24 protein-coding genes are annotated in these 24,498 nt (G+C 61.8%); 3 read left to right on the top strand and 21 right to left on the bottom strand.

The window, feature by feature from the left end:
• Positions 1–46: 46 nt before the first annotated feature.
• The 16 genes from BIO17B3_RS03290 to trbB all read right to left on the bottom strand — a co-directional run bounded on the left by BIO17B3_RS03290 (position 47) and on the right by trbB (position 16,569).
• On the bottom strand, positions 47–1,615 hold the full coding sequence (locus BIO17B3_RS03290) for an STAS domain-containing protein (protein ID WP_156053013.1): 1,569 nt from the start codon (positions 1,613–1,615) through the stop codon (positions 47–49).
• Between the two features lie 13 nt (positions 1,616–1,628).
• Positions 1,629–2,021, bottom strand: a complete 393-nt coding sequence (locus BIO17B3_RS03285) for an FHA domain-containing protein (RefSeq protein WP_156053012.1) — start codon at positions 2,019–2,021, stop codon at positions 1,629–1,631.
• A 3-nt stretch (positions 2,022–2,024) separates the two neighbouring features.
• A complete protein-coding gene (locus tag BIO17B3_RS03280) occupies positions 2,025–2,555 on the bottom strand; it encodes a pilin (RefSeq protein ID WP_156055221.1) in 531 nt (176 codons plus the stop codon).
• Positions 2,556–2,595: 40 nt separating this feature from the next.
• Complete coding sequence (locus BIO17B3_RS03275) at positions 2,596–4,689, bottom strand: bifunctional diguanylate cyclase/phosphodiesterase (RefSeq protein WP_013106302.1); 2,094 nt, start codon at positions 4,687–4,689, stop codon at positions 2,596–2,598.
• An 18-nt stretch (positions 4,690–4,707) separates the two neighbouring features.
• Positions 4,708–5,250 (bottom strand): CZB domain-containing protein, encoded by a 543-nt coding sequence (locus BIO17B3_RS03270; RefSeq protein WP_013106301.1) that lies wholly within the window; start codon positions 5,248–5,250, stop codon positions 4,708–4,710.
• Positions 5,251–5,805: 555 nt separating this feature from the next.
• A complete protein-coding gene (locus tag BIO17B3_RS03265; protein ID WP_156053011.1) occupies positions 5,806–6,156 on the bottom strand; it encodes an HU family DNA-binding protein in 351 nt (116 codons plus the stop codon).
• Complete coding sequence (locus BIO17B3_RS03260; protein WP_156053010.1) at positions 6,153–8,816, bottom strand: DNA methyltransferase; 2,664 nt, start codon at positions 8,814–8,816, stop codon at positions 6,153–6,155. Before BIO17B3_RS03260 ends, BIO17B3_RS03265 begins: the two co-directional genes overlap by 4 nt.
• A gap of 67 nt (positions 8,817–8,883) precedes the next feature.
• Complete coding sequence (locus BIO17B3_RS03255; protein ID WP_156053009.1) at positions 8,884–9,357, bottom strand: glycine zipper 2TM domain-containing protein; 474 nt, start codon at positions 9,355–9,357, stop codon at positions 8,884–8,886.
• A 140-nt stretch (positions 9,358–9,497) separates the two neighbouring features.
• The gene (locus BIO17B3_RS03250) at positions 9,498–11,945 is read right to left on the bottom strand and encodes a transporter (RefSeq protein ID WP_156053008.1); all 2,448 of its coding nucleotides are present in this window, start codon (positions 11,943–11,945) and stop codon (positions 9,498–9,500) included.
• A 42-nt stretch (positions 11,946–11,987) separates the two neighbouring features.
• Complete coding sequence (gene trbD, locus BIO17B3_RS03245; RefSeq protein ID WP_232054172.1) at positions 11,988–12,290, bottom strand: conjugal transfer protein TrbD; 303 nt, start codon at positions 12,288–12,290, stop codon at positions 11,988–11,990.
• Positions 12,291–12,300: 10 nt separating this feature from the next.
• On the bottom strand, positions 12,301–12,639 hold the full coding sequence (locus tag BIO17B3_RS03240) for a TrbC/VirB2 family protein (protein WP_084440238.1): 339 nt from the start codon (positions 12,637–12,639) through the stop codon (positions 12,301–12,303).
• A gap of 74 nt (positions 12,640–12,713) precedes the next feature.
• Entirely contained in the window at positions 12,714–13,187 is a 474-nt protein-coding gene (locus BIO17B3_RS03235; protein WP_156053007.1) for an LPD7 domain-containing protein, read from the bottom strand.
• Positions 13,188–13,559, bottom strand: coding sequence for a hypothetical protein (locus BIO17B3_RS03230; RefSeq protein WP_156053006.1), 372 nt, complete (start codon positions 13,557–13,559; stop codon positions 13,188–13,190).
• Positions 13,560–13,802: 243 nt separating this feature from the next.
• Positions 13,803–14,393: a hypothetical protein gene (locus BIO17B3_RS03225; protein ID WP_156053005.1), complete on the bottom strand. Its 591-nt coding sequence runs from the start codon at positions 14,391–14,393 to the stop codon at positions 13,803–13,805.
• Positions 14,393–15,571 (bottom strand): XRE family transcriptional regulator, encoded by a 1,179-nt coding sequence (locus BIO17B3_RS03220; protein ID WP_232054171.1) that lies wholly within the window; start codon positions 15,569–15,571, stop codon positions 14,393–14,395. Before BIO17B3_RS03220 ends, BIO17B3_RS03225 begins: the two co-directional genes overlap by 1 nt.
• A gap of 41 nt (positions 15,572–15,612) precedes the next feature.
• A complete protein-coding gene (gene trbB, locus BIO17B3_RS03215; protein WP_156053004.1) occupies positions 15,613–16,569 on the bottom strand; it encodes a P-type conjugative transfer ATPase TrbB in 957 nt (318 codons plus the stop codon).
• Between the two features lie 125 nt (positions 16,570–16,694).
• Between trbB and BIO17B3_RS03210 the strand changes: the two genes are divergently transcribed.
• From BIO17B3_RS03210 to BIO17B3_RS03200, 3 genes are all read left to right on the top strand, one after another.
• A complete protein-coding gene (locus tag BIO17B3_RS03210) occupies positions 16,695–17,009 on the top strand; it encodes a hypothetical protein (protein ID WP_156055395.1) in 315 nt (104 codons plus the stop codon).
• A gap of 91 nt (positions 17,010–17,100) precedes the next feature.
• Positions 17,101–18,804: an IS1634 family transposase gene (locus BIO17B3_RS03205; RefSeq protein WP_156053002.1), complete on the top strand. Its 1,704-nt coding sequence runs from the start codon at positions 17,101–17,103 to the stop codon at positions 18,802–18,804.
• A gap of 326 nt (positions 18,805–19,130) precedes the next feature.
• A complete protein-coding gene (locus BIO17B3_RS03200; RefSeq protein ID WP_156053001.1) occupies positions 19,131–19,775 on the top strand; it encodes a hypothetical protein in 645 nt (214 codons plus the stop codon).
• A gap of 12 nt (positions 19,776–19,787) precedes the next feature.
• Here the strand turns inward: BIO17B3_RS03200 and BIO17B3_RS03195 are convergent, their stop codons facing one another.
• The 5 genes from BIO17B3_RS03195 to BIO17B3_RS03180 form a co-directional block, all read right to left on the bottom strand.
• The gene (locus BIO17B3_RS03195; RefSeq protein WP_156053000.1) at positions 19,788–20,369 is read right to left on the bottom strand and encodes a lytic transglycosylase domain-containing protein; all 582 of its coding nucleotides are present in this window, start codon (positions 20,367–20,369) and stop codon (positions 19,788–19,790) included.
• On the bottom strand, positions 20,366–20,521 hold the full coding sequence (locus BIO17B3_RS03190) for a hypothetical protein (RefSeq protein WP_156052999.1): 156 nt from the start codon (positions 20,519–20,521) through the stop codon (positions 20,366–20,368). Before BIO17B3_RS03190 ends, BIO17B3_RS03195 begins: the two co-directional genes overlap by 4 nt.
• 1 nt (position 20,522) lies before the next feature.
• Complete coding sequence (locus BIO17B3_RS03185) at positions 20,523–22,457, bottom strand: DNA topoisomerase (RefSeq protein WP_232054170.1); 1,935 nt, start codon at positions 22,455–22,457, stop codon at positions 20,523–20,525.
• Positions 22,378–22,995 (bottom strand): hypothetical protein, encoded by a 618-nt coding sequence (locus tag BIO17B3_RS19150; protein WP_232054169.1) that lies wholly within the window; start codon positions 22,993–22,995, stop codon positions 22,378–22,380. Before BIO17B3_RS19150 ends, BIO17B3_RS03185 begins: the two co-directional genes overlap by 80 nt.
• A 162-nt stretch (positions 22,996–23,157) precedes the next feature.
• Positions 23,158–24,384: an integrase arm-type DNA-binding domain-containing protein gene (locus BIO17B3_RS03180; protein WP_156052998.1), complete on the bottom strand. Its 1,227-nt coding sequence runs from the start codon at positions 24,382–24,384 to the stop codon at positions 23,158–23,160.
• Positions 24,385–24,498 lie beyond the last annotated feature (114 nt).

The following is a 24,498-nucleotide window of genomic DNA, read 5'->3' as shown; positions in this document are numbered from 1 at the left end:
GTCAAGAGAAGAAAAACAAACAGGAAAACGAAGGCGAGGGCTTGGATCAGGCCTGCACCTGCAGACCGACCGATTGCAAAAAGGGCACGAGCAGGGTATGCGCGCCACGCAGCTCAATGGATTTGCCAAGGTGTGTCTGCGCTTCCACCCAATTGAGCAAATCAGTCGCCGCCGCAAAATCGACGCGCTGCACGGCCTGCAGGTCCACAGAGACTGTATCGGCTCGCAAGGACTGCGCTCTCAGATTGCGTAGGAAGGTAGCGTCTTTGCCGGAGAGTTTTCCGCTCAGGCGCACGCTGGTCTGGATCGATCCGGCGTCCAGGGCGCCCGCCTGGGTGCCCATGCGGGAAGGTTGGTGCGCGCTGTGCAAGGTGGTGAGGCCGCGCTCGGATGCGCCGACGCGCTTGAAGCGCGGGGCAACCCAGTCCACCGGGGAGCAAGCACAGGCGATGGACAACTCCACGGCAAGATCGGCAAATCCGGCTTCATCGCCGACCAGCCGCAGGGCTTGCAGGCGCAGCGCACTCTGCGCCGCAGTCGCCGGGCTGGACTGCAGCCGGGTCGCGGCCAACAGCATGTCCTCGCCGTGCAGCTCGAGTTCGACCGGTCGATCATTGAGGACTTGCAGCGCTTGGCCCAACTCCGCCTGCAGCGGCTCGGCAATGCCGATCAGCGCGCTCCAGTCCAGCACCAGATGCCGGGCGGGATCCGCCACGAAACGCTCGAAGGCGTGCCACTGCAGGATGTCGAACTGCTCGGCAGCGAGAAAGCTCGCGGTTTGCAGGGGCGCGGCGGCCACAGCGTCCAGTTCGGGCCGAGGCAGGGGCGTCTGACCATACCGCTGCACATAATCGAGCGAACGCGATTGCAGTTTGTCCTGTTGGCCGGTGGCCCAGTAAAAATCGAGCAAAGCTTGGAAAAGCTGCTGCACAGTAAACAGTTCCTGCTCAGTCTGCAAGCTGGTCAGGAGATGCGATTCCACTTGCGCATCTCGCCCCTCGGCGAAATCGAAGGCGGCCAGCTCGATCACGGCGGGGATGGGCAGCACGGTTTGTCCCCACAACCCTTGCGGTCGTGTGGCAGGCGCCGAAGACGTTTTCAGCCGGGAGGCAGGCAGGAGTTGGCTTTGCGCCCAACGCGGCGTCTGACTGCGGCGCAACGAACCCGGACGCAGCGTGGAGGCGGCAAACCCCACATGCGCCAGACCGCTGTGTTCAATCATGCCGCCTAGCAAGGTGGAACGACTCTCCCGCCTTTGTTCATTCTTCATCTGCCGTTCGATGGCATCGATCTTGTGCAGGGTGTGCTGCCGGGTCGCGGCAGGCGCGGGCGGCGGAAGCGTGGACGGCAAAGACAGTCCTTCGAGCCGCTCGCTCTTGAGGGCATGCCGATTGCGCATTTCGCGGCGCAGGATGTCAAACTCACGATTGCGAACCAGGATGGCCGCCTGCGCCGCCCATTGCGCCTCGCGTTGTTGCGCTTTTTGTTTTGCTTTGTCGAGAACCTCACCCTGCTCGTGTCGCGTTTGCGCCCAGTCCGTGGTCGGATGACGCACGAATCGGGCGATACGCGACAGAAAACTGGTATGTGGCTGGGGTTTGGTCCGCTTGTTCATGTCACATGTAGCATCAAATCGACCGCATCAAATCGGTCGGCCCGAAATCAGCGGGCACGGTGAGCGCTTCATGGAACTGATCGCTGCTTTCCCGCGAGGGTTTGTCGGAGTTTTCGCGGGCGGAGGGCAGCAGACGCAGCGTGCAGCCGCCGATGCGCAGCGTGTCTTGCGGAAGCAGGATCGAGGCGTTGATGCGCTTGCCATTGAGCCAGGTGCCGTTGGTGCTGCCGAGGTCTTCGATCCACCAGTCACCGTCGGTCTGCTGCAGAACCGCATGGACGCCGCTGACGTGCGGATCGGGCAGCGCAATGGTGTTGTGGCGGTGTCGGCCGATATGCAGGCGGGGCTGGCGCAGCGCGATGGCATGGCTGACTGCGTCTGGCAAGAAGATCAGGATTTTGCTCATGATTCAACGGCAAGGTGGCGGGGCATACTTAGACGGCAGGGTGGGGGTCGCATTGGTGGTCACGCCGTCTTTGCTGGTCTGCCCCCCGGAAAAACACACCCAGCGCAAGCTGCCTTCACCGGGCGCTGGTTGCAACACCAGCGTGTATCCAGTGGCTTGGTTGGGGTTGAGAAGCTGGTTGTAGGTGATGATGATGGTGCCGCCATAGCCCACGAGCACGCTGATGCTGTAGGTGCCCGACGGCGGTTCGGCGCCGTAGGCGCGAGTGCAAGCCGCGGTGGCGCCGGTGCACACGGGATCGGTACTGGGCCAGTCGGAAATGAAGCTGCCGTGCGTGGCCCAATACTCGGCCACTGCGGTTTTGATGCCGGAGGCCAGGTTGATGCCTTCGGTTACTCGGGCGCGCACCATGTAGTCGCGATACTGGGGTATGGCCACGGCGGCGAGTATGCCAATGATGGCCACGACGATCATCAATTCGATCAGCGTGAAGCCGTGATCTCGCTGAACGCTTGGCCTGCGGCCCTTGCACATAGCCTTCATGGGGTTGTTATTCATGGCAGCCGCTCCAAGCTCAGGCGGGTTGCAATTGCGGCGCGTGCAGCACCCAGTCCCAGAACGCGGCATGCACTTCATCGCTGCACTGGCTGAGCTGCATGTCGGCATCGACATCGACATCGGTCTTGACGATAGCGGCACTCAAGCTCTGGTGGAACTGCGCATGCGCTTGCACCAGCCGTTGAAACTGCGGCTGCTGCGCATACAGATCGGTCTGCGACGCCAGCCAGCGCCCTAGATAGCAGCGCTGCGTGGCTTGTGGATGCCGCAGTTCTGCCATCTCCGCGTCATCCAGGGTATGAGAGAGCAGTTTGCGTGCGCGCATGCGGTGGGACACGAGCGCCTGAACCGCTCGCTCGGCATCAAGCACCTGCGGTCTGGCCAGGACGCCCAGCCAGGACAGTTCGGTTTCAAAAGAGTCGAGCCAGCCCATCACCTGTTCCGCAGGCATGGGTCGTGCAAACGCGTAGCCTTGCAGGTGCCGGAAACCGATCAGGCACAACGCTGCGCACTGCGCGCGCGTTTCCACCCCTTCAGCAATGGCGTTGATACCCAGCATGCGCGCCAGGCGCAGCATGCCATAGCTCAGACTCAGATCGATGCCGTCCTGCAGCAGATCGCGCACAAAACTGCGATCGATTTTGACGACCGAGACATCGAACTGTTGCAGATGCGCCAGACTCGCGTTGCCGGTGCCGAAGTCATCCAGGCTGATGGACAGGCCGAGCCGCCGCAATTCAAGAATGGTGGCATTCACCACGCGCGAACTCAGTGAGGGGCCGTGCTCGGTGATTTCCAGGCTGAGTTCTTGCGGCCTCACCTCGGGGTAGGCCTGAAGGCGCTCGCGCACCGTGCCCACGAAGTCTGGATGCGAAAAATGATGCGGAGAAATGTTGATGGCAAGACGCAGCGGCGAGCCTTGCCGCTTCCAGAAGGTCAACTGTTGCAGCGCTGCGTCGAGCACATATCGGTCAACTTCGATGCCCAACTGCGGATCGGCCAGCGCGGTTTCGAATTCTTCCGCGCGCCGCAACTGGTCCTGCTCATCGTGTAGCCGCAGCAGCGCCTCGAATTTGTGGACAAAAAATCCGTTGTGCTCCGGTTCCAGCGTGAGAATGGGCTGGTAAAAGAGTTGCAGTCGGCCTTGTTGCAAAGCGTCGCGCAACATCTCTCTTTGATGATGCAGGGTGTCATGCTGGTGTTTGAGCCGCTGCGAAAACAGCTTGAACCGATTGCGGCCGGCGGTTTTGGCGTCGTAAAGCGCCAGATCGGCGCGTTGAAACATCGGCGTCGAACTGCGCCCCGAGCCCCGTTGCACCGCCAGGCCGATGGAGCAGGACTGCCAGAGTTCGACTCCGGCGATCTGCATGGGCTTTGCCATCACGCGCAGCAGGCGTTCGCCAATCTGAACGGCCTGCTCTTCCGTGCGGCATTCCGGCATGAGGAGCGCGAACTCGTCTCCGCCGATGCGCGCGGGCATGTCGGTCAGGCGCACCAGCGCCTTGAGCCGGTCTGCCACCTCGGCCAGCACCGCATCTCCGGCAGGATGCCCCAGCGTGTCGTTGACCCGCTTGAAATCATCCAGATCAATCAAGGCCAGAGTGAAGCCATGTTGCCCCAATGGATGACGCTCCAGCATGGTGAGCCGACGGTCAAAGCCGCGTCGATTCAGCAGCCCGGTTAGCGGATCGCGTTCAGTGAGATATTCAAGCTGCTTTTGCTGCTCCTGGATGGCAGTCACGTCCTGCAATTGCCACAGCGCGCCTTGAATCTCGCCCTCATGCACAAAAGGGACGTAGTGGCGTAAGACAATCCGCCCGTCGCGCAGGCGGAGTTCCGCCTGGTCTGGGGCGTCCTGCTGGATCAGTGTCTTGATGCGGGCCAATTCCGCTTCAGAATCCTCAAAAGCCGGCGCCAGATGATCAAAAAAGGACCGCCACCCCAGGCCGATCAGTTCTGCCGGATGCCGGCGCAGGCTAAACAGCTCCAGGCAGGCGGGATTGATTTGCGCCACCTGGCCTGCCGCATCAAACGCCACTACGGCGCTGGGCAGATGGCGCAGCAGGTCTTCCATCTGCACTGCAATCGAGAAGGGGCTGGAGGTTGTCATAGGCGTGCCATGGGCGTGTCATGAACGTGAATCGGGCTTATGAAACTCGCTCAGCTCAAAATAGATTTGGCTCAGCAGCTTGGTGACGCGATGCGAGCAGCGGTTATAGGGGGCGTCGGTGCGCAAGGCATCGAGCGCTTGCTGGTGCAGCCCCTGATCAGACAGGCGGATGACCTCTGCCGCGAGCTTGTGAAAGTGCGCGTGTTCCTCTTTGAGGCGGGTCATCAGCTCAGGCGCGATGCGCAGGTCGCCCTCCTGCGTGGTCAGCCATTGGCCGAGGGTACAGACATCGCACCGTCCCACCACGGCGGGGTCCAGGGTTTCTTGCGATTGCCCTCTGACCACATCTTTGAGACGATTTTTCCAGCGCTGATGCGTGGCGATGGCTGAATAGAAATCCAAACCGGCCAGTTCTGACGGCACGTCGCCTTCTTCGGGCGTGGGCAGGTCGGATGGATGATCCTCTGCCGCAGACGATGCCGTGGCGGTTGTTGGGTGGGGCGTCTGGCGACCCAGATCGTTCGCGGTCGCTTGTTTGCGCAGCCAGTCAAGCCAGCTCATCATTTTCTCCGGGGTAGGGTTGGGTCAACCGGTAACGCAGTGCTGCGCGACTGGCATCGAGCCAAGCGTGTTATCCCGATGCAAGAACTTGACGCAAAAGTGCCTCAAGTGGCGAGACTGAGCCGGCGCAGGGGCAAGGCGCAAAGGAACAAACGCAGGGAAAAACATGGATGGGAGGTCGGTGAAATGTAAATTTCAGACTTTACAAACGACATCCTAAGCAGGTTTCAGGCAGAAATTTCCATCCCCTTATTGCAGGGGCGCACGGAAAACTTAATTCTGTGATTTATTTCTCATAAATGACAAAGTTTTCTGTTTTTTGCTACTAGTTATAAATAATATTAGTATTGACTATGATCAAATCCTAATAAAACGATGTGTATTCGATGTAGCGAATTGTGTGAAAGTGCTGTGCATGGTTTGGCCGGAATTCCGACGCACGATGCCCGCGACCCTCTAGTCAAACCCCCGATCATTTCGCGCAGGCCGTTGATCGCGAAGCAGGTCTACCCCTTAATTGCGCGAGCATGGTCCGGATTGGCGGGTCTGAACTTTTTAGAACGACGTCGCAATGGGCGACGCACTCGCCGCATCAAGGGCAACAGGACTCAGGGCTGTTTGCTTCAGGGCAATCGGCTCCAGCGCCTGCAACGGTTTGCCAGCCCTGAACTTTGGAAACCGGGCGGAGGCCTTCGGCACCGGCTTGCCGGTCTTCGGATTGCGCGCCAGGTGAGCCTTGCGAAGCGAAGCGCTGAAAACGCCGAAATTGCGAATTCCCACCCGCTTTCCCTCGGCCACCGCCCCCATGATGGCGTTCAAAATGACTTCTACAGCCTCTTCGGCATCCTTGCGCGCAAGGTGAGGGTGGCTCTCCAGCAGTCTGTCGATCAGTTCGGATCGGGTCATATCGCCACCTCGCGCCGATCCTGCTTTTTCGGGGGCGGCAGCAGGCTGGTCAGCCGCTGATACAGGCTGAACAAAAACGCCACGCGCGGGGCGTCCGCGCGGTCGCCTTTGTAGCCGTAGGCGGCGTCCACCGCGCGGTCGTTCGCCTGATGGGCGCGGCGCAGTTCGGCGGGCATGGTCAGCGGGTCGTAAAGGTCGGCCAGGGTGGCGTCGGGATAGCGGGCGCGGGCGTCGAGGATGGCCTGGCCTGCGGCCTCGATGGCCTCGCGCTGCGCCGCGGTCGGCTCGGGCCAGGGGAAGTTGTTGTACACGATACTGGCGGAATAGCGGTAGCGGCTTTCGAGCCTGCCGCCCACGGCGCGCAGCCAGGCGTTGTGCAGGGTGCTGTTGAGGAGGGCGAAGTGGTAGAGCGTGGCGCCGGGGATCGTGAGCACCAGATTGCTGGCGATGACTTCGGGCGGCATGAAACCAATCGGCACGAACTCGCGGCGCTCTGACGACACACTGGGCACTAAAAGGTAGGGAGTGTCTGGTTGCCGGTTTTCTCCGAAAAGATAAGGAGTGGCGGCAAGCTCCTGTGTCGTCGGTCTGGTACTTTTCAACCGCACCGCCTTGACCGCCTGCACCCGGCGATAGACCTCGGGCATGGCGCGTAGTTCCGCCGGTGAAATGCCGACCATCCACAGACAGTATCGCGGGAGCTTGTTAATGAACTCATCGGCACCAAGGTACTGGTGAATCCACTTTTCGGCTTGCGGTTCTGTATCGAGTAGTGCGGCGCGCTCTTCTGGCGTGAGCAGCAAATACCCGCCATCATTGGGCATGCTTCCAAATGCCATCTCCGGCACGTTCTGTATCGGCGTTCTGCGGCTGGTCATCACCACATCCGGCGCATCGACCAGATAGGGATTGATGCACTTGGCCGTGATGCGCTGGCCGTCGCCCTTGATGTCGTCGCCGTAATCGAACAGGGTGCAGTGCTGCGGCTCGCGCAGGCCGAAGCCGATGATGACGCAATGCACCGCGGCGATGCCCTTGCCTTCATTGCTCCACTGAAAGGTGCGGTGGGCGAAGCGAATCTTCACCCTGGCCTGCAGCAGCGTGGGCCAGAGCGCGGCGACCTGCTCGCCCTGGGTGATGGAGTTGGTGGAGACGAAGGCCACGTCGATCGCCGGGTTGCGCTGGATGTAGGCGGCGGCCTTGACATACCAGGCGGCGACGAAATCGAGCACGCCTGCGCCTTTGACCTTGGCGAACACCCGCGCCATGTCGGCCTTCTGCTCGGCGTTCTGGTTGCTCTTGCCGACGAACGGCGGATTGCCCAGCACATAGCTGCACTGCTCGGGCGGCAGCACTTCGGCCCAGTCAGTGCGCAGGGCGTTGGCGTGGTGGATGTGCGGGCTATCGACCAGCGGCACGGTGGGGCGGGTGGTGCCGAAGCGCTCAGCCGCTTCGAGGTTCATCTGATGGTCGGTGATCCACAGCGCGACGCGGGCGATGTGCGCGGCGGATTCGTCGATCTCGATGCCGTGGAACTGGCTCACCCGCAGGCGCGACAGGGTGGAGACGTCGAGCAGGCCGCGCGTCTGCCCGCCTTTGCTGAACAGCAGCTCGATGACTTCGTTCTCCAGGCGGCGCAGCTCGCGGTAGGCGATGACCAGAAAGTTGCCGCAGCCGCAGGCGGGGTCGATAAAGGTGAGCGTGGGCAGCTTGTCGTACAGGGCTTGCAGCCGGGGTTTGCTGTGGCGGGCGGCGGCGAATTCGTCGCGCAGATCGTCCATGCACAGGGGCCCGAGCACGCGCAGGATGTTGCGCTCGCTGGTGTAGTGCGCGCCGAGTTCGCGGCGGGTGCCCTTGGCGCTGTTCAGCGCCGATGCGGCGGCTGCGACGTTCAGCGCCGTGCCCAGTACCGGGGCTGCGGCGACGTTGGCGGCATAAGCGCCGTTGGCAATGTTCTGCTCAACCGCATTGGCGGCCATCCAGCCCGCAGCACACCACGGATTGCCGCAGGACGCGGCGTTTTGCGCGTCCTGGTAGGCGGCTTTGTTCGCGGTGAAGCCGGTAGTCGTCAAGCCGTTCATCGCGGCCTGCGTTGCTGCCCCGGCGATCAGGTATTCGCCCGTGTTATTCGTCACCGTGGGTTGACCTTGCTGGACGCCGGTGCTCTGCGTGATGCTGGCCGTTGATTGTGCGGCGCCGGACGACGCAGCGGACTGCGCGGCGGAGTTGTTGGACTGTGCGACGGCGGGTGCAGCGGACACCTCGGCGTTATATGACGCGCTTTGAGACGTGGCCGCCTGCTGCTGCACAGGAATCTGGGCGCCAGCTTGTGCCTGGTTGTCGTTGGCGACCGATTGCGCCTGATCAGCGGCTTGCTGCCAGGCGTCGCTGGTGCCGATGCCGTCGTATCCGCTCCCTGAATTGGACGCATCCTGATTCGAGATGTCCTGCGCCGTGTTCGACGCAGCCTGGTACGCCTGCTGGTTGTAGTAAGACATCCCGCCGTTGTAGGCGCTGGTCGAGTTTTGATTCGCAGACGCGCCCAGGCTCTGCTGGGCAGTCGGATCGGGCGTGGGCGCCGGGGCTGGATAGGTCTGCGCGGACGCCAGCAACGGCAAAGCCGCCAATGCGGCGGCGAGGGTGAATTTTTTGAGGTTCACGGCGAATTCCTTTCTTGCCCCTGTTTTTGGGCTCGTGTCTGGTTATGCCGTGACCACGGCAAAGCGTTCAACCCACCGGGATGACCCGCGCCTTGCCGCCATAAAAGTTGCCGACGACTTCAACGCGCTGACCGACTGCAAGCTGCACATCAGCGGCTTGCGTGATCGCAACCGCCTGGCCGTCGTCCAGCCGGATCGTGATCTGCAGGCCCTGTTCGCGGGTTGCCGCGCCTTCCGCCGCACTTCCGGCGATGCCGCCAGCGACTGCGCCGATGATGGCCAGGGCTGTAGAGCCATTGCCGTTGCCGATGCGCGAGCCGAGATAACCCCCGGCAGCAGCGCCGCCCAGCGTGCCGATGCCGGTAGAGTTCGGCGCGATCAGCACGAGCTGAATCGCCATCACCGTGCCGAACTGGACGGCCTGCGCCTGTTGCGATCCCTGGACGGTGTAGTTCAAGGCGGACGCGTCAGGCACGCCCGGATTGGCGCACGCAGACAGAAAAGCAGGGGCAAAAAGAATGGGGATCAGGAGTTTGTGCATGATGGACTCGTGTGTTGAGTGCTGATGCCTGGATATACGAGGGGGCGGCACGAGGCAGAGTCGGCTGATGAAACCACTTTCTTTGCCCCTGCCTGTGCGCCGCCGTAGGCGGGTGCAGTTGCACCGCGCGCAGCGTCCGGTCAGTACCCCTCCCAGGTCTGGGCAGCATCAAACTGCCCACGTTCGCGCAGCCACTGCGCAGGCCAGGCATCGCCAAGCGTGTCGCGCAGTTCTCGAATGCGCGCGATGTCTTCCTTGCCTGACACCCCGACAAAAGCGAGTTCGGGCGCGGACAGCCCCAGTTCGAACAACCGGCGACCGTCCGGGTGAATGACGTAATACTGGCGCTTGGGTGTGGCCATCGCCAGAATCTCGATCTGGCGATGATTCAGCCCGACACCCTCATAGAGGGGCCGGATGTTCTCGGTCATCGCCTCGGGGTTGGGTAGCAGAATCTTGGTCGGGCAGGACTCGAAGATCACATCGGCGATGCCCGACTTGGTCAGATCGGTCAGCGATTGCGTGGCGAACACCACCGCGACGTTGGCCTTGCGCAGCACCTTGAGCCATTCCCGAATCTTGGCCTTGAACGCCGGGTGGCCGAGCATGATCCAGGCTTCGTCCAGCACGAGCAAGGTCGGCTGGCCCTTGAAGCGCTGCTCGATGCGGTGAAACAGGTAGGACAGCACCGGCAAGACGATCTTGTCACCCTTGTTCATCAGGTGTTCCATCTCAAACACCTGGAACGGGTCTTCGGCCAGCGCATCGGTCTCGGCATCGAGTAAGTGCCCGGCTGCGCCGCTGATCGTGTAATAGCTCAGCGCGTCGCGCAGTTCCGCATCCTGCAACTGAATCAGGAAGTTGGTCAGCGTGCGCTGGCTCATCGCGTCGGTGGACTGACCGAGTTGCACAACAGCGCGATAGATCTTCTGGCGATGCTCGGGCGTGACGCGCACGTTCTGCAGTTCGCACAGTTGCTCGATCCACTCTGCGACCCAGGCCTGCTCGTGGGGTTCATCGCAGCGGCCCAGCGGACAAAAGGCCAGATCGCCATGTTCGCCGCCGATGTCGTAATGCTGGCCGCCTGCGCCCCAACACAGGGGCAACATGGAATAGCCTTTGTCGAAGGCGAACACCTGCGCTTTTTTGTAGCGAAACTGCTGTGCGACCAGCGTGGACAGCAGGGTGGACTTGCCCGAGCCGGGCGGTCCGAGAATCACGGTATGCCCCAGATCGCCCGCGTGCAGACTCAGGCGGAACGGGGTTGCCCCGTCGGTCTTGGCGTACAGCAGGGGAGGGCTGGCGGGTGGGTAGAACGGGCAGGGGTTGGTGTCCGGGCCAGCCCAAACCGCCGTGAACGGCAGCATGTGCGCCAGATTCAGCGTGTTGATCAGCGGACGGCGCACGTTGGCGTGCGTGTTGCCTGGCATCGTGCCCAGGTAAGCCTCAACCGCATTGACGGTTTCGATGCGCGCGCCAAAGCCAGCGTTTTCGATGATCTTGCGCACTTCGCGGGCGATTTCATCCAGCGCCGTGCTGTCGTCATGCGCCAGCAGAATGACGCTCGTGTAGTAGCCGAAGCGCACCGCGCCGGATTGGTTTTCGCTGATCGCGGCCACCGCGTCTTCGGTCTGCTCCACGGCGTGCATGTTCAGATGCGTCGCTGCGCCACCCGATGCCTCACGCACCAGGTTCATCATGCTCTTGCGCTTCTGCGCCCACTTGCTGCGGTAGGAATTCAGCACCTTGTCGGCCTGCGCTTGCGACAAGTAAATGAAGCGGTTGCTCCAGCGGTAGGCCACCGGCAGGCGGGAGAGGAAATCGAGAATGCCAGGGGCAGAAAAAGCCGGGAAGCCTTCAACGGCCAGGCAGATCATGGGGCGGCCATCCAGTCGCGGCTCAAACCCAGTCGTGAAGTCGTGCTGGCCGATCACCGCGTCCAGGTACATCGGGACTTCGGGCATGCGCACCCGGCGCGGCGCTTGCAGCGTGATGCACGAGTCCAGATAGCCCAGCAGTTCGCTGGTGACAGCGCCGGTGTGCTCTTCCACGGTGTCCACCATGCGCTTGATCTTGACGACCGTGGACAGGCGCGATTCAACTTCGCGGATGCCGTCCTTGAATCGCTGCAGATTGCGGGCGGCGACGCCGGTTTTTTCACCGCCGTCGATGAACATCGACGCGGCTTTGTCCGCGGCGTCGGGATCGGGGAACCAGGAAATCGTCAGCGCAAAGCGGCTCTCGAATCCAGCATGCTGGCCCTCGTGCCGCGCGCGGCGCAGGTCATCGATCAGGCGTGTGGTGCGGTCGGGGAACGCCCCGGTTGCAGCGTAGCCGGGAGCCTGTTGGCGGATCGCGTCGCAGTTCACAACCCAGCCATCGTCGAGCGACAGCGCGTTGTTGATGCGCGCGGCCATGGCGCCGAGTTCGCCTTTCGTGGCAGAGTCGAGATCGGGGCCTTGATACCACCAGCCCGCAAGCAGAGCGCCAGCCTTGGTCAGCACAATGCCATCATCGACCAAGGCCGCCCAGGGCAGCAGGTCGGGCAGACCGGCGGCGCGGTCACGGAATTCTTTCAGAGCAAGCATGGGTGTTCCTTTGTTGGTTGCTTCCGGGGTCACTTCCGGGGGTTACTTCCACTCGCGCGACTTGCCAAACGGCGTGGCGCGACCGGAGTAAAAGCGTTTGAATGCAAGGGAGCGGCGTCCGGTCTTGGAAAGTTGTGGATCAAACGACGCAGCGCGGGACAGCGCCCAAGTGCCGAGCACCCAGAGGCCGACCCCGAGACCCGCCGCCCACAGCTTGGCCAGCGAAAACACGAACACCCCGGCGAGAGTCATCAGACCGAGAACCAGGGTGCGCTCACCGCCCAGCATGAGCAGCGGGCGGTTGAGCGAACCGTGGATTGGCGCGGAAATGTCCTGATCGTCCACGGCCGCCACCTCAGATCACAGCGCCGGACAAGCCAAGGGCGGACAAGAACTTGTTGCCCATAACGATCATGGCCACGCCCAGCACGACGTACAGGGCCTTCTTGGCGATTCCGCCCAGCTCTTCGCCGAACACCAGGGCAGCGCCTGCGGCGAGGAAGGCGATGACGCTGATGCCGGTGGCAACCGGGCCAGTCAAGTCGTTCTGCAGGGTCTGGATTGGGGTGTCCCACGGCAGGCCTCCAGAGGTGGAAGCGAACGCTTCCATGGTGGTCGCCGCAAACACAGCGGCAGCGAGGGTGAGGCGACGCACGACGGCGGCGCGCAGATTGCGGATGGTGGAAAACTTCATGACTGATCCTTTCGTGATCGAGTGCAGCGGACGGCCCGCTTGATGGGATATGCCCAGGGGCGGCACGGCGCGATTCAGCGCAGGGGCGGATCACGTTGCCGGTCAGGACGCAGAGGCCGGGACGGCGTGCGCTCGACCGCGATCTGCGCGCGTTCCTGCTCGACGACCTGCTGCAGGTCGGCATCCTTGACGCCAACACCCAGGCGAGCGGCCTGTCGTGCAGCCTGCTCGCGGAATGCGGCATCGCCGGTGATGTAAACCTCGCCGCCGAACTTTTGCGCGGCAAGTTGCAGGCCAGCCTGAATCGTGTCGGCATCCGCAATGTGGACATCGACGCGCGGGCCAGAATCGGTCATGCGCACACGCCCAGCCTGGTCGCTGTACTCGATGCGCTGGTGGCGGCGGTCGATCTCGATGCGGGCGTCTTCCAGCGCAAATGCTTCCAGCGCATGCTCTTCGCCGCCCTCGCGGAAGATGTATTGCACGCCGTGGTGCGCGGAGACCCGCCCGCCGCGGGCGTTGTGCAGCTTGATGACCTTGGCGAGCATTCAAGCGCCCTCGTGCTCGTCGCCTTCACCCTTGCCGCCCGCGAGTCGGTCAGCGTGCTCCAGCACCGACTTCATGGCCGACCAGTAGTGGCGTTTTTCTTCGTTTGTCCAGTTCGCTTCTCTGGGGTACAGGCCCTTGAGCATCGCGCCTAGGCGGCGTAACTCAAACACCGCGCTTTCATCTACACGGGAGACGATGCGCAGCTTGCCGCCAGACAGAGCGAGGTCGCGCACGAAAACGCCGGGACGCATGCCCGCTTGCGCGGCATGGGCGTTGATGGCGTCGATTTCCGTGCGTGTGCAGCGGAAATGAAAAAAAAGTTCGCGCGGATCGCGCTTGGGTTTGTTCTTGTAGTTGGCCAAGTCGGGCATGGGAATCTCCGTAAGGTGTGCTTACGGAGATATGCATGATGGCGGCAAACAGAACCCGCGCGCTGCGCGTGGAGTCAAGGCAAAGGCAGGGGCAAAGAAAGGATCAACGACCGCGCCCGATACTTTGGTCTTGCCTGTGTTTTTCAGACTTGTGCGCTGTTGCGGACTGCCGCGCGATCGAAGCTATTGTTCAGATGCGGCGAAGGGCCCCAACCATTGCTGATTGCGGACAAACAGATCACATCAACGAGCCTTCGGTCCAAAGATCCTCATAAACAAGGTGTGCTTCGCCTCGAGCCATGTTTTTGGCATGTCGTTGTTCGCCTCCAGGGCATCGAATATTTCTCTGATCAGCGGCGCATCAACGGCCTTGGCGGACCGAAGTTTGTCCAACAATTCGAAGCCGTGCCAAACGGTGATGCTGAAGTCATTCGCCAGCGCATGCATGCCGAGGTCATCCGTCACAACGATAGCTGGTTTGACTTGCCCAAGAGCAAGCAGCCAGCAGTCAGTTGGTCCAGGCGGAGAACGCCCACCAGAGGTGTAGGAATCGGGATCCGCCAACACCCATCCATGCAGCACGCTTTGGGCCGCATCAATACTGGTTTTTTCGTCCGCAGTTAGTCGGATCTGCTTGGCGAGGCGCTCGCTGGCGAATTCCGGCCCATCGAACCATGGATAGTTCGCGCGGAGCCTCGGGTTACGACGGACCTCATCCTCAACGAAGCGGTGGATCGTGAGAACGTAGCCCTTCTGCCCAAACTTGATCCCTATAACGGGCCTGACACGCTTTGCCAGTCGGAGATAGGCATTCGTGTCAAGCAGAACCAGCATCAGCGGCTCATCTCCGCATGAAGCATCGCGGCATCTTGCATTGGGATATCCATGATCTGTTGGATGTAGCCAGGACCGGTTCCCTTGCACTTGAGCATTCTCCGAAGCGCGGGGAAAAAGGCACTACGGAACACGCTCTGCGACGCTGTGATGTAGGCGGCAGGATCGGGCGGCATTGGCTCGAACAAACTCTCGCTGACCAACTGACCTCGCCGCCCGTTACGCGCCGCATGAATATCGGCTTCTGTGCAGCGCAACGCCGACTGTCCTTGCGCACTAGCGTACCGGTTGACTTCAAGGAACACACTAAACAACGAGATGCTGTGCGCGTCGGCGTGCCGCTGCAGGACCTGGAGTTCGCGCGAGGCGGTATGTTGCTTGGACGCCTCGCGGTATGCATCCTCTGCGCATGACATTGGAAACAGTAGTGCGCCTGCCAACGCATCCGCGAAGTCTTCTCCCTCGTCAGTACCGGCGAGATCGGGCGTGTAAACATGCGCGAGTTCGTGGGCCATCCAGAACTTGAAGTCCTCTAGGTGGGTGTCCAAATTCAGGAAGATGAAGGTCACCTGCTCTTGACGCAGCAGGATGTGGAGCGCGTTCTTGTGGTTGCGCTTTTCGCCCCACAGCACCGGCACGATGACGGCCCCATTGGACAGAAACTGGTCAATTAGATGCTCGTAGGGCAGCACCGCCTGCGCACCCATTCCAATAGCCCTGCGCACCTCTGCCGCAGTAGCCTGCAGATCCTCGTAGCGAGTAGACGGGGAGGGAATCTGTGTCCGAAGCGAGCGTGCAGCGCCGAGAAAGGGGGCCAAAGGTTTGAGCAAGGCGGCCATGGCCATGGCCTTCAGGATGTGCTCGTCGGTTGTCTTTGCCGCGCCCTTCTTGCGGAAAGCAATGACGGGCTGATTCGCTTGGGCGTTCGGGTCCAGAACCAGATCCCCGAAACCAAGATGCAGTTCGCTGGCCAGTTTAAGCAGCTTGTCTGGGCGCGGGAAGTCCGCACCCTTGAGCCAGTTCGTCACCGCCTGAGCCGTCACATTCAACGCACTCGCAAGGTCTTTCTGAGTCCACCCGCGATCTTGCAGTGCCTGCTTGACTCGGTTGCTGTGTATAACTTTTTGCATAGCAGGTCTATTCTCGTCCACGAGCATCCATAAATCAAGTTTGATCAAGTTATACGTGGGTTTTCGTGCACATTCAGTGCTCGCACCTTTCAGGCCAGCCGCTCGACGTGAAACCCGCCGCTGGACGACCAGCCGCGCACGGCTGCCACTTCCTCGACTCGGCGCCCATCGGCGGTGCGCTTGATGGAAACGACCACATTCACCGCTTCGGCGATGAGTTCGGGGTTGGGTGGTACACCCGCTTCCTGAATGAGTTGGCCGATGCGGATCAGCGCAGCGCTGGCGTCATTCGCATGCACCGTGCCAACGCCGCCGGGGTGACCCGTATTCCAGGCTTTGAGCAAGGCCAGGGCGCTGCCGTCACGCACTTCGCCCACAACGATACGGTCTGGCCGCAGCCGCATGGTGGCGCGCAGCAGCCGGGTCATGTCGGTGTTGTCGCTGGTGCGCAGGAAGACGACGTTTTCAGCATTGACCTGCAGCTCGCGCGTGTCTTCGATCACCACAATGCGGTGGTCGCCGTCGAGCCGGGCTACGGCGTCGAGGATGGCGTTAGACAGCGTCGTCTTCCCCGTGCCTGTTCCCCCACTTACCAAAACATTCAACCGCCCGGCGACCGCCTCTTCGAGCGCTTGGCGCTGGGCGTGCGTCATGATGCCCTTGGAGACGTAGTCATCAAGCGTAAAGACCAGCGTCGCCTTCTTCCGCAGAGCAAAGCTGGCGCGTTCGACCAGCGGCGGGATCAAGGCTTCGAAGCGGCTGCCATCCAGGGGCAGCTCGCATTCGAGGATGGGTTGTTGTGGCGTCACAACGGCGTCCAGCATGGCCGCCACAGTGTTGACGATGGTCAGCGCCCGCACGGCGTCGATGCGGCCGGTCTGTTGCATGCCCTCGCCCAGGCGATCAACCCAGAGCGTGCCATCCGGGTTGAGCATGATTTCAACCACCTTGGGGTCGTCGAGCGGGGTGAGGATTTCAGGCCCCATGGCCCGCCGCAGCGCCTCGGTCTGCCGCGCGCGCGATGTTTGGTGGTGTTCTCCGCTCATTTCTTGCCCCTGTGGTTGATACAGGGATATGCCGCGAGGCGGCAAGTGGCGGGCGGCAGGCTCAGCCCAGCGCAGTGGCTGCGCGAATTTGTTGATTATTCTTGGATTATTAGTGGATATTCGACATGGATGCGCCGCGCCAAGAAAATTGTGGTCACTGGAACATAAGGGTGACCAAAATGAGCAAGACCGCCTCAGAACGAGCACAAGACATTATTAACAGCGTGCCCCAAAAAAAATCTGGGTTTGTATGGCTGGAGTTCTGTAACTCGCCAACAGCATTCATAAAAACCTGGGAACTTGGCCGCGCTGGACGGCGGCTGGCAATGCTCGCGGCGCAAAATAGTAAGACCGCAGCGCGCGGCGCGCCGGAGTTCGACAGCTTGAGCCAAAAATTGACTGAAAACGCCTACCCTGGGTTTGACAGAACAAGGGGTTAGCGCTGTTTTTCGCAAAGTGCCTGTGGTGGCACGTTTTTCCACATGGTGAGGCCGCTTGCCATTTGTGAATGGCTTGATATATTGTGGCGGCATGTTCATCAAAGTCACCACCTCCGGCGGCCGCCGCTACATCCAGCTCGTCGAGTCTTATCGGGATGAGAGCGGACGGGTGAAGAAACGCACGGTGGCCACCCTGGGGCGCGCCGACCAAGCCGGCGGCCAGCTTGAGAGCGTGATCCGCGGCCTGCAACGACTTCGGGGCGACACGCCCCCAGACGCCGGGGCGGTGGCGACCGTGGCCGACGTGAGGTTTGAGTCCAGCCGCGCCCTGGGCGATGTGTGGGTGCTGACTGAGCTTTGGGACGAACTGGGGTTCGGTGAACTGCGGCGGGTTTTTGGTCGAACGCGCAGCCGCATCGACGTCGAGGCGCTGGTGCGCCTGATGGTGCTCAACCGCCTGTGCGATCCGACGTCCAAGCTCGGGGTGCTGCGCTGGCTGCAGACGGTGGCGCTGCCGCGCTTTGCGCCCAAGGCCGTGACCCACCAGCAGTTGCTGCGGGCGATGGACGCGCTGGTCGCGCACCAGGACCGCGTGCAAGCGGCGTTGGCCGGGTTGCTGCGCCCGCTGATCGACCAGGACCTGTCCGTGGTGTTCTACGACATGACCACCATCGGCGTGGAGGGCGAGACCGAGTTGGCCGGCGACCTGCGCCAGTTCGGCATGTCCAAGGACGGGGGGATTCGTCGCCAGTTCATGCTCGGGGTGGTGCAGACGGCCGAGGGACTGCCGCTGACGCATCGGGTCTGGGAAGGGAACACGGCCGAGGCACCCACGCTCAGCGCCGTGGTCCAGGAGGTTCTGGCGCTGTACCCGGTCAAGCGCGTGGTGCTGGTGGCCGATCGCGGGCTGCTCAGCCTGGACAATCTGGAGTGGCTGCGCGAGCAACGCGTGGGCGGCACCGAGCAGCCCCTGGAGTTCATCCTGGCCGTGCCGGGGCGGCGTTATGCGGAGTTCGCGGAGATTCTGGAGCCGATCCACGCGCAGCGCTGCGCAACGGCCAACCGCGAGGTCCTCGGCGAGACCCGCTGGCAGGACATGCGCCTGGTCTGGGCCCACGATCCACGCCGCGCCCAGGAACAAACCGCAGCGCGCCGCCAGCATATCGAAGAGCTCACGCAGGAGGCCCAGCGGCGCGCTGGCAAGCTCGATGCGCAAGAAGGCGGCACCGCCTTCAGAGGCCGGCGCTTGAGCGACTCCGGTGCCAAGGCCTGGTTGTTCCGCTCGGTCTCCGAGGCGCACCTGGGTTCGATCATCAAGGTCGATCTGCAATCGGACCTGTTCACCTACGCTATCGACGACAAGGCGCTGGCCCGTGCCGAGCTCAACGACGGCAAGCTGCTGTTGGTGACCAATGTGCCCGAGTTGTCGGCGCTCGAGGTGCTGCGGCGCTACAAGAGCCTGGCCGACATCGAGCGCGGCTTCAAGATCCTCAAATCCGAGATCGAGATCGCCCCGGTGTTCCACCGCCTGCCCGATCGCATCCGTGCCCATGCGCTGATCTGCTTCATCGCCCTGGTGCTGTACCGCGTCATGCGCATGCGCCTCAAGGATGCCGACTCCAAGCTGTCACCCGAACGTGCCCTGGAGCAACTGCGGCGCATCCAGTACCACCAGGTTCACCTCGGCGGCGAGCGCCGCGACGGCACGTCCTCGCTCAGCGACGCCGACCACGCCATCCTTCAAGGACTCAAGCTCCCGAAACCCTCGATCGACGACCAACTCGCACTCCTGTAGGGGCACGTTTCGACGCTCACCCTAACGATATCGCGGACTTACGAGCGTAACTGTCGAACTCCGGGGCGCGGCGCGGGGTTACGTCGTCGCGCGACACGCAATCCTGGCGCTCGAAAAATTGGCGAGAAAAGCAAAAGCCGCAGGCAGCCAGGTCGTCGCCGACTTTCTCCATTTTGTATTTTTTCTCGGCCTGTGGGCGGTGCGAGCCGTGGCCCCGGTGCTTGATATTCGGCCTCCGCGAAACAAAAAAAGCAATAGCGGGCAAATGGAATTGGCCCTCTCGATTTTCTCGAACTGATTAACCACGCCATCAAATGGATCCGATCATGAACACCAAAAAAAATATCAACCCACAGCTTTCTGTTACGCCGCTCCACGCATGGCCGCCAGAGGCCCTGATGCGCGAGGCAAAGCGCGCGGCGCTGTTTTGGCGCAATAACCCGGCCTTCCGCGAAAACTACGGGAGCATGCAGTCCGGGGGGCTATATGCAAACCAGGAAGAGCGCACGGCAGAAATTATCGTTCGCGTGCTTGCTCGGCTCAAAAAAGAGCCGCCAAAACCCAATCTTGATCAGATTACATTTTTTCACCAGGTTGCTAGATACTGTTTTTTCGGCATTGCTAATGCAAACCATGCGCCCATGAGTGTGTCCGATGTGGAGGGCGATGACATTGGTGAAATCTACGACCAATTTTTCGATGTCGCCAGCAACGAGCAGGACGAAGCGGATCACGCCGAGGCGATCCAGGAACTGTTCAAAAAAATTGGGGTGGGCGAAAAAGATTTCGCTTTGTTTGGTACCACAGAAGACGAGTGGAAGGAAGCGACCGGGCTGTCAGGACGACTTCTTCGCGTCAAAAAAGACCAGCGGAAAAAAGAAATTCTCTCAACAATAAAAGCCAAAAAACTCGGCGATGAGGTTGCGCGTTTGATGCCCCGTTTGCGCGACGTGCTGTTCGTTGAGTCTTGATTTTTAACCTCATCAACGCAGCGCCACTTCGAGTCCGCCGCCCTGGGGCGCCAGCGGGCTCGCCTGCGGCGTCCAAGCGAGGACAGGGCGAACCGGCCGCAGCGCGGCGGCTGCGCTACCGCCATTGGCGGCCCACCGCGCCATCTGGCCACCCGGGATGGCGGGCACGACAACGCCAGCTTTCCCGAACACCTTCTCCCCATAAGCCATTCCCACAGGGCTGCGGAGCTTGCCCGTGTTGTACTCAGACAAGGTGGCGCGTAGATCGCCCGAGCGCTTCCACCCCTCCATCAAAACCGTCTGCGCGGCGTGCAGATTCGCGCAAGGATCGAGAGCCTGATAGACATCCAGCCCCAGCCCGTGCAGGTTCTTGCTGTTGATCTGCGCCAGTCCGATGTCCACCGAGTGCCCCCGGTCGATCAACTCCCTCGTCAGGCGCGCAGCTTCCGCCACGCTCGCAGGCCGATAGCTCTTTCCGCTGGTGTTGTCATGCAGCGCCAGCGGATTGCCGCCGCTTTCTTGCTGAACGATCGCCGCCAGAGTCACGGGCGCGATCTGAGGTGCGCATTGCTCAAGCATTACGACGGGCGTCATTTCGCGGCTCCACCCAGCATACCGAACCAGACGCTTGCCACCAGCGCCGCGGACGCGATGATGGCAACGGCAGCAAGCGTGCCGAGAAACCAGCCGGAATCCTCAAACTCTCCACAGAGACCGGAATCTCCGTTACTCTCGTCGTTACTCATTTCATAGGCCCCACTTCGTGCCGAGCTTTCCTTCATCCTTACGATCCGGCCACCAGGCGCCCTTGCACCCGCCGCAGCGGTAGTACACCTTGCCGGTCTTGGTTTCGTTTTTGAACGTCGGCTTCTTGCAGGTCGGGCACTTCGGGCCGGTGGCGGCAGCGCTCGACGCGCTCGATGTTTTCTGTGCGCCATCGCCCTGAGGTCTATCCTCGAACCGCTTGCCCGGCTTGCCGCCGTCATCGCCGAAGGCAGCCTGGCAGTCCATGCAGCGGTGATAGGCGTTCCCGGCCTTGCTTTTGAGTTTTGCGCAGCGACTGCCGCCACAGGCCGGGCAGGCATGCATGACCATTTGGCTGTCCGTCAACTTGCCGTCCAGCAGCGTCCGCGAAAACTCCCGCGTGGCATCCACCTGCGCCTGCATGAACGCAGCCAGAGGCGCGCGGTCTGCCGCGATGTCCGCCAAAGCATCCTCTTGCAGTGCTGTATAGCCAGGGTCGGCCAGATCAGGCGCCACCTTGCGCAGCATGTCGATCAACTGCACGCCGCGAGGTGTCGGCCTGATCTCTTTCTTGCTGCGCTCGGCGTACTCGCGGGTGATGAGCACCTCGATCATCGATGCCCGGGTCGCCTCAGTGCCCAGCCCCGAAGTCTCCTTCAGGCGCGCCTTGAGTTTCGGGTCGGTGACCAGCTTATGCACGCCCGTCATGACGGCAATCAGCGTGCCGTCGGTGTAGGGCTTGGGCTGCGTGGTGCGCTTGGCGACGACCTCGCCGCGCTCACAGGTACGGGCCTCGCCCTCTCGCAGATCGGGCAGCGTGCCTTGAGCCTCGCCTTCCTCTTGCCCCTCGTCTTCATCCTTGCTGCCCAGCTTCGTCCAGCCGGGATCGAGCGCCATGCGTGCCGCAGCGCGGAACGTCAGCCCGTCAATGTCGAAAATCGCTTCCCGCGTCTCAAATTTCTCGGGCGGCATGAACAGGCGGATGTAGGACTCGCGGATCAGACCGAACACGCGTTTGGCATTGGCCGACAGGCTGGCCGCATCGGGGTTCTGCCCGGTCGGGATGAGGCCGTGATGCGCCTCGACCTTGGCGGTGTTCCAGGCCGCATGCTTGCGCGCGGGGTCGATCCCCGCAATGTCCGAGCCGCCAATGGCGTTCAGAACGCCAGCCGCATCGCCGTGCATTTCCAGCGGCAAATAGGGGCAGTCGGTGCGCGGGTAGGTCGTGATCTTGGCTTCGTAGAGTTCCTGCGCCGCGGCCAACGTGTCCTTGGCGGACAGGCCCAGACGGCTGCTGGCGGCCTTCTGCAGCCCGCCCAGCGTGTAGGGCAAGGGTGCCGCGCGTTCGCCGGTCTTGCGGGTGTATCGGGTGACCCTCGCAGCCTTGCCGGTGATCTGATGCGAGGTTGCATCAGCGCGAGCCTTGTCAAGCAGGCGCCCATCTTCATCCACCAGATCGTCCGGCGTCTGCCATGCAGCCCTGATGTCGCCGTCCAGATGCGCAACCACTTGATAAAAGTCGCGCGGTTTGAAGTTCTGAATCTCGCGCTGGCGATCCACCAGCAGCGCCAGGGTCGGGGTCTGCACCCGACCGACACTCCATGCGCCCGGCACGCCGCAGGCTTGCAGATTGCGGCTCAGCGCAATCGAGCAGTTCATGCCCATGAGCCAGTCGGCCCGCTGACGCGCCAGGGCGGATTCGAAGATCGGGCGCATGGACGTGTTGTCTTTGATGCCAGCAAGCGCTTTGCGCACACTGGCATCATCCAGGCTGGACAGCCACAGGCGCGAGGTCTTGCCCTTCCAGTTCAGGAACAGCAAGACCTCATCGACCAGCAGTTGACCTTCGCGGTCGGCGTCACCTGCGTTGACGACCTCGGCGGCTTCTTTTAGCAGATCGCGGATCACCTTGACTTGCTTGCTTGCTTGCGCCGCCATCGCGTGGCGAGAGTTTCCAGTCCGTGGGGATGACAGGCAAGTGCGACGCCAGCACCTTGCCGCCCGCAACATAGTCTTCGGGCTTGGCCTGCTCAAGTAGATGGCCGAAGCACCAGGTGACGCGGGTCTTGGCCTGCGGGCAATCGATGTAACCGTCACTGCGTTTGGCTCCACCGATGACACCGGCGATGGCTTGGGCGACTGAGGGTTTTTCGGCAATGATGAGGCGCATCTTCGGCTCCAAAAAAGGAGCCGGGTGCGTCGGCACCACCCGCAGATCGCGGCAAAGGAGCAACGCAGGAAATCCGCGAACCGCACCCGGCATATAGATATGCGCCGGGGCGGCACGAGGCGCGGGTGTCGCGGAAGAACGAAAAGCCAAGGCATGCCGCTGGCGCGGCACCAACCAAGGCAATGGCAGGGGCAAAGGAAAGACTTGGCTGTGTGGAGTTTTTTCGTTCCCGCTTTTTGGGTTCAAGAGACTGGTACCGTCTATAGCTATAAGAGTATCTATAGCTATAGACGGTACCAGTTCCATCAAATCGTCTGTTTTTGAGTCGTCGATGGAACCACTTCGGAATTCGTCGCAGTCGCGCGCAGCCTGCGATTTCCTGCCGCAACTGTGGCAGCGGCAGCGGAACGGGTTCCATCTATTTCCTTGCCCCTGCCTTTTTGCACTGTGTGCGCGAGATACCCTCGATCAACGCGATATTGCGGAATCGGCCTTGAGCTTGTCCAGGTAGTCAGCCCAAGCCTGCATCATGTCCTTGCGTTCTTCCAGGTACTTGGTGCGGTTGTAGGCCCGACCCAGCGGGTCGCGCACCGCGTGCGCAAGCTGCATTTCGATGACTTCGACCCGGTAGCGCAGATGCTCATCGAGGATGGTGCGGGCAGTGGCGCGGAAGCCGTGGCCTGTCACGGTGTCTCTGTCGAAACCCAAAGCCCGTAGGGCGACGTTCACCGCGTTCTCACTCATGGGGCGATCCTTGCTGCGCGGCGACGGGAAGACATACCGGCTGCGGCTGGAGAACGGCCGCAAGTCCTTGAGCAGAGCAACGGCCTGCTGGGGTAGCGGCACGATATGCGGTTCGCGCATCTTCATCTTCTCGCCCGGTATGCGCCACTGCGCGCCGTCCAGATCGAGTTCCGCCCATTCCATGCGCCGCAACTCACCAGGCCGAACGAACAGCATGACCTGCAACTGCACAGCAGTTCGTACCACCACGCCGCCCGAGTAGCCCTCGAAGGCCCGCAGCATGGCCCCAAGCTCAACCGGCTCGATGACCGCAGCATGGTGCCGAACCATGACGGGCTTGAGCGCTCCCCGTAGGGCGGGAGTAGGGTCTGCGTCCGCGCGCCCCGTGGCGACGGCATAGCGCATCACCTGGGCAATAAGTTGATGCACCCGCCTGGCCGTTTCACCCAGCCCACGCGCTTCGATGCGACGCAGCACGTCCAGCACATCCGGCGCGCGTAGTTCACGCACGGACTTCTGGCCGATGTAGGGGAACGCGTTGTTTTGCAGCCGCAGCAGGATATTTTTTGAGGTGTTACCGGACAACGTAGGCGCCCGTCCAGCATGCCATTCTCGGGCGATGATCTCGAAGGAATCGGAGACTTCGCCAGTAACCACGCCAGTAACCACGCCAGTAACTTTGGCCTTGCGTGCGACGCTGGGATCGATGCCGTCAAGTAACTGTTGACGTATTTCATCCGCGCGCTGACGAGCCCGCGCCAGCGTCACATCAGGATAGACCCCCACGCTGAGCGTCTTGTCCTTGCCACCGCAGCGGTAGTCAAAGCGCCACCAGCGCTTGCCATCCGGTCTCAGCAGGAGATACAGCCCATCGCCATCGCGCAGGCGCTGAAGCTTGTCTGTGGGCTTTGCACGGCGCAGGGCCGCGTCTGACAGTAAGTTGGAAGCCATTTCCAGTAACCAGTAACTCGCATGCTGCGCTTACTGGCAAGGTTACTGGAAGACCACTTGAGAATGCAAGGAATGACCTGCAACATCAGGCAACGTGTTTGCGTTGCAAGTTGA

Origin of the sequence: Thiomonas sp. OC7 (genome assembly GCF_900634595.1) — a bacterium.
In the GTDB taxonomy this organism is placed as follows: domain Bacteria; phylum Pseudomonadota; class Gammaproteobacteria; order Burkholderiales; family Burkholderiaceae_C; genus Thiomonas; species Thiomonas arsenitoxydans.
This window is presented reverse-complemented; position numbering and strand designations above follow the sequence as displayed.

Bases quoted from the DNA above. Each gene is read 5' to 3' on its own strand.
- BIO17B3_RS03210 (WP_156055395.1), top strand. From the start codon at position 16,695: ATGGATGCGCCGCGCCAAGAAAATTGTGGTCACTGGAACATAAGGGTG.
- BIO17B3_RS03235 (WP_156053007.1), bottom strand. From the start codon at position 13,187: ATGCTCGCCAAGGTCATCAAGCTGCACAACGCCCGCGGCGGGCGGGTC.
- BIO17B3_RS03255 (WP_156053009.1), bottom strand. From the start codon at position 9,357: ATGCACAAACTCCTGATCCCCATTCTTTTTGCCCCTGCTTTTCTGTCT.
- BIO17B3_RS03285 (WP_156053012.1), bottom strand. From the start codon at position 2,021: ATGAGCAAAATCCTGATCTTCTTGCCAGACGCAGTCAGCCATGCCATC.
- BIO17B3_RS03290 (WP_156053013.1), bottom strand. From the start codon at position 1,615: ATGAACAAGCGGACCAAACCCCAGCCACATACCAGTTTTCTGTCGCGT.
- BIO17B3_RS03190 (WP_156052999.1), bottom strand. From the start codon at position 20,521: ATGAGTAACGACGAGAGTAACGGAGATTCCGGTCTCTGTGGAGAGTTT.
- trbB (WP_156053004.1), bottom strand. From the start codon at position 16,569: ATGAGCGGAGAACACCACCAAACATCGCGCGCGCGGCAGACCGAGGCG.
- BIO17B3_RS03180 (WP_156052998.1), bottom strand. From the start codon at position 24,384: ATGGCTTCCAACTTACTGTCAGACGCGGCCCTGCGCCGTGCAAAGCCC.
- BIO17B3_RS19150 (WP_232054169.1), bottom strand. From the start codon at position 22,995: ATGGAACTGGTACCGTCTATAGCTATAGATACTCTTATAGCTATAGAC.
- BIO17B3_RS03230 (WP_156053006.1), bottom strand. From the start codon at position 13,559: ATGCCCGACTTGGCCAACTACAAGAACAAACCCAAGCGCGATCCGCGC.
- BIO17B3_RS03200 (WP_156053001.1), top strand. From the start codon at position 19,131: ATGAACACCAAAAAAAATATCAACCCACAGCTTTCTGTTACGCCGCTC.
- BIO17B3_RS03225 (WP_156053005.1), bottom strand. From the start codon at position 14,393: ATGCTGGTTCTGCTTGACACGAATGCCTATCTCCGACTGGCAAAGCGT.
- BIO17B3_RS03270 (WP_013106301.1), bottom strand. From the start codon at position 5,250: ATGAGCTGGCTTGACTGGCTGCGCAAACAAGCGACCGCGAACGATCTG.
- BIO17B3_RS03275 (WP_013106302.1), bottom strand. From the start codon at position 4,689: ATGACAACCTCCAGCCCCTTCTCGATTGCAGTGCAGATGGAAGACCTG.
- BIO17B3_RS03250 (WP_156053008.1), bottom strand. From the start codon at position 11,945: ATGCTTGCTCTGAAAGAATTCCGTGACCGCGCCGCCGGTCTGCCCGAC.
- BIO17B3_RS03185 (WP_232054170.1), bottom strand. From the start codon at position 22,457: ATGGCGGCGCAAGCAAGCAAGCAAGTCAAGGTGATCCGCGATCTGCTA.
- BIO17B3_RS03195 (WP_156053000.1), bottom strand. From the start codon at position 20,369: ATGACGCCCGTCGTAATGCTTGAGCAATGCGCACCTCAGATCGCGCCC.
- BIO17B3_RS03240 (WP_084440238.1), bottom strand. From the start codon at position 12,639: ATGAAGTTTTCCACCATCCGCAATCTGCGCGCCGCCGTCGTGCGTCGC.
- BIO17B3_RS03280 (WP_156055221.1), bottom strand. From the start codon at position 2,555: ATGTGCAAGGGCCGCAGGCCAAGCGTTCAGCGAGATCACGGCTTCACG.
- BIO17B3_RS03205 (WP_156053002.1), top strand. From the start codon at position 17,101: ATGTTCATCAAAGTCACCACCTCCGGCGGCCGCCGCTACATCCAGCTC.
- BIO17B3_RS03265 (WP_156053011.1), bottom strand. From the start codon at position 6,156: ATGACCCGATCCGAACTGATCGACAGACTGCTGGAGAGCCACCCTCAC.